Annotated in this window: 2 protein-coding genes; one reads left to right on the top strand and one right to left on the bottom strand. The window is 49.1% G+C overall.

Going from position 1 to position 3,616, the window contains the following annotated elements:
- The first annotated feature begins 595 nt into the window (after positions 1 to 595).
- Complete coding sequence (locus tag VE954_RS20170) at positions 596 to 3,010, top strand: PAS domain-containing protein (RefSeq protein ID WP_324956087.1); 2,415 nt, start codon at positions 596 to 598, stop codon at positions 3,008 to 3,010.
- Between the two features lie 6 nt (positions 3,011 to 3,016).
- Here the strand turns inward: VE954_RS20170 and VE954_RS20165 are convergent, their stop codons facing one another.
- Positions 3,017 to 3,394: a response regulator gene (locus VE954_RS20165; RefSeq protein WP_324956085.1), complete on the bottom strand. Its 378-nt coding sequence runs from the start codon at positions 3,392 to 3,394 to the stop codon at positions 3,017 to 3,019.
- Positions 3,395 to 3,616 lie beyond the last annotated feature (222 nt).

Genomic DNA, 3,616 nt, shown 5'->3' with positions numbered 1-3,616 from the left:
CGTTGTGAGTGCGAATGTCATAACGAGCATAGTGTCCTCCTAAAAAATCCCAGCTTGCCACACATGAGGCTTAGGGTCAGCAACCTAACGTTTTAGGACAACCATTGAGAGCAGAAAGGCGGCGACATTCCGTCTTACGGCACACACTATCTCAGTGTCCGGCCAAGTCGAGACGCGATCCCGAACCTGTCAGATCAGGTGCAAACTTTTACATATGATCTGAAGACCCTTTGCCCTGCTGTGCTCGCTGAAGATGCTGTACCTGCAACTCAGACTATATGGAAAGGTCCATGCTGTTTGCAATGAGCAGTTTGGTCCAGTCCATCGCCTAAAGCTTGACTTTTGCTCTGAGTTTTACGATACGCTTCGGAAGTGTGGCGTTCAAATGCACCTGCTCACGGGGTGATAGGGTCAGTCCGGCGAACGTTATGCGTGAATTTATGGATAAGTTATACCACGGGCACGAATATAACATTCATGGAAAACCCGACCCGGCCGCAAAAGCTTTCACATGAAGAGAGAGGCAGAGCCTGGTGAATGCCTTGTCTGGAGTATTGTCCATGCGACAAATCCTTTCCCGGAGGTTCTCAAACCTTTGAGACATCTTCTGAACATACCTGCTCATCTGGGTTTTGCCCTGGACGTTGTTGTGGCCAAAGTCGTGGGAATAATCTCAAACATGAAGTCTGATAATAAATCATTGGGACAATCAGGCGAACGTTATAAAAGCCAAAGGCATCTTGAATTCACTCAAAAAGCGGCCAAGGCTATAGCCTGGGATATATCTTTTGTTACTGGGAAAATTCTCTGGTTTGGCAACGGTGCGGCGGTTTATGGCGTCAGCCCACCCGAGGATTTCGAGTCCTTCAAGCGCATCATTCATCCGCAAGATCTTCGTGAGATCGAAACGATCATTGACCACGCCATGAGCATTAAAAGCTGCGAATTTGAGGCCGAATTCAGAGTATCCTGGCCGGATAAAAGCGTTCACTGGATTTTCTCCAGGGGACAGATTTTATATGATGAGGCTGGGAAAGCTCTGCATATGGCCGGAATCAATATTGATATTTCAGCGCGGAAGATTGCTGAGGCAGAACGTGATCGTTTTTTTGATCTCTCTGTCGACCTTCTTTGCATTGCCGGGATCGACGGTCAGCTCAAGCGCGTTAACCCAGCCTGGGAAAAATGTCTAGGCTTTTCAGCCTCAGAGTTAACGACCAAACCCTGGCTGGATTTTGTCCATCCCGATGACAGGGCCGGGACCATGGCCATGGTCGAGAGGCTTCTATCAGATACGAGCGAAGTTAGTTTTGAAAACAGGTTTATTGGCAAGGATGGTGGATATAGATGGCTGCGCTGGTCAGCAAGCATCGATTCAGATAAAAAGTTTTGTTATTGCGTCGCGCGGGATTTTACTGATGTCAGGTCCACAGAATCACTTTTTAAAGGTCTGGCCGATAGTATCCCGCAGCTCGCCTGGATGGCGGACCGGGATGGCTCCTTTTTTTGGTTCAATCAGCGGTGGTATGACTACACAGGAACCGAATTCGAAGTCGTTGCGGAATGGGGGTGGACAAAAGTCCATCATCCTGATCATGTGGATCGCGTCACTGCAGGTTTCAGAGAGGCCCTGAAGTCCGGCAGCCCCTTTGAGGATACCTTTCCTTTGCGAAAAGCAAATGGTCAGTGGCGCTGGTTTCTCACCCGCGCCCTCCCCATCCGAAATGAAGACGGCGAGATTCTGCGCTGGTTCGGGACCAGCACGGATATCACCGAATCCAGAACGTTTGCTGAAGACCTTCAAAAAGCCAAGGATGCTGCCGAGGAGGCCAGTCGGACAAAAAGCGCGTTTCTTTCGAGCGTCTCCCATGAACTTCGAACTCCTCTTGGAGCAATTCTTGGCTTCGCTGAGCTTCTGAAAGATGGGCGTCTCACCAACGGGGAGCGTGCACAGTTTACCGATGCGATCCTTCGCAATGGTCATCAGCTTGCTGACCTGATCGGGGACGTCCTCGATATAGGCAGAATTGAGGCAGGAAAGATGGATGTGGAATTTCTTAAGGTCGATCCAAGGCGTCTTATTCAGGAGGTGGTGGCCACACTCGAGCTCAAAGCGAACGAGAAAAAAATCCCCATCAGGGTTTCTCTGGAGGAATCCATCCCGGATATTCTTGAGACTGATCCGTTGCGGCTCAGGCAAATACTCTTCAACATCATTGGAAACTCTGTCAAGTTTACAGAAAAAGGGCAGGTTGCGCTCTCAGTTAAATATATTCCGGCAGTGGTGCCAGAGGAAATCGATAAGGTCAGTTTCACTGTTGAAGACACGGGCAAAGGGATCTCTGAAGAAAATCGAAAGGCGCTTTTTGAACCCTTTATGCAGCTCGACAGCTCGATCGTTAGACGATATGGAGGCACCGGCCTCGGACTCGCAATTTCCCGGAAGCTTGCCCGGCTGCTCGGCGGGGATATCGTTTTAAATTGGAGCGAGCCGGAGAAGGGCAGCAGCTTCGTCATAACGATTGGAGCTGGTGACACCGGTGGGGAGGCACAGCTCAGCAGGCAGGATGAAAAGAGTCCGGAACCCCTGCCCGCGTCCTCCACCTTACAAAGACTCAAGGGAACCAGAATTCTTCTGGCTGAAGATGCACCGGACAGTCAATTCCTCGTAAAGCGTTATCTCCAAAATGAAGGATCGGAGGTTGAAGTCGTCGAAAATGGGCTTGATGCTACGCATCGTGCAATGCAAAGACACTATGGTCTGATTTTAATGGACATGCATATGCCTGTGATGGATGGCTATAATGCAACCCGCGACCTTCGCAGACGAGGGTTCAAGGGTCCTATTATTGCTCTTACTGCTTTGACAATGCGCGACGAGGTTGAAAAAACAATGGCCTCAGGATGCAATTTTCTTCTGACAAAGCCTTTAAGTCAGCCTCAGCTCATTGACACAGTGGAACGTTTTACGAAAAATCCGAAGCCGTTGGAAATTGAGATGATGATATAAAACTTTTCATGGACCAATCATTAGTTTCAGGATTGCAATTACATCGTCTTCCTTATAGGGTTTGGATAGAACCTTGGCAGCACCGCGCGCCTTTGCTTTTTCTGCGTCCCCTGCACTCATGCCTCCTGTCAGGAACACAAACGGCACATCGGATCCTTCCTCTCTGATTTTTTGAAGAAGCTCCATTCCGCTTAAAAACGGCATATTGTTGTCTGATAGTATAGCGTCGATTTTATGACTATGAAAAAGTTTAAGGGCCTCTTCCCCATTTGCTGCTTCAATGACAAGCCTTGTAAGGCTTAAGCACGACTCCACAAGAAGATCGCGCAACTCCGGGTCGTCCTCCACAATGAGAATGGTCTTGGACTTGGATCGCTGATGCATATGCCTGCCTGCGTCGTGCTCCATTGATGGGAACTGATGTCCTGGAAAAGGGAATTTTGAGCCGAGTCTATGACACGATTCTGGCCCTGTCACGCAAAGTTTTTGTTTGAGAACAGAATCTCTCTGGCTCACAGAGAGGCAATTATCCTGCGCCTGAAATCATGCATTTCCCTTTTGCGAGAAAACACGTACATCCCCGGGCATTCGTTTGAGGCGTGTACT

The sequence above is a fragment of the Oligoflexus sp. genome (assembly GCF_035638955.1).
Taxonomy (GTDB): Bacteria; Bdellovibrionota_B; Oligoflexia; order Oligoflexales; family Oligoflexaceae; genus Oligoflexus.
The sequence above is the reverse complement of the archived record's forward strand: the minus strand, read 5'-3'. Positions and strand labels throughout refer to the sequence as shown.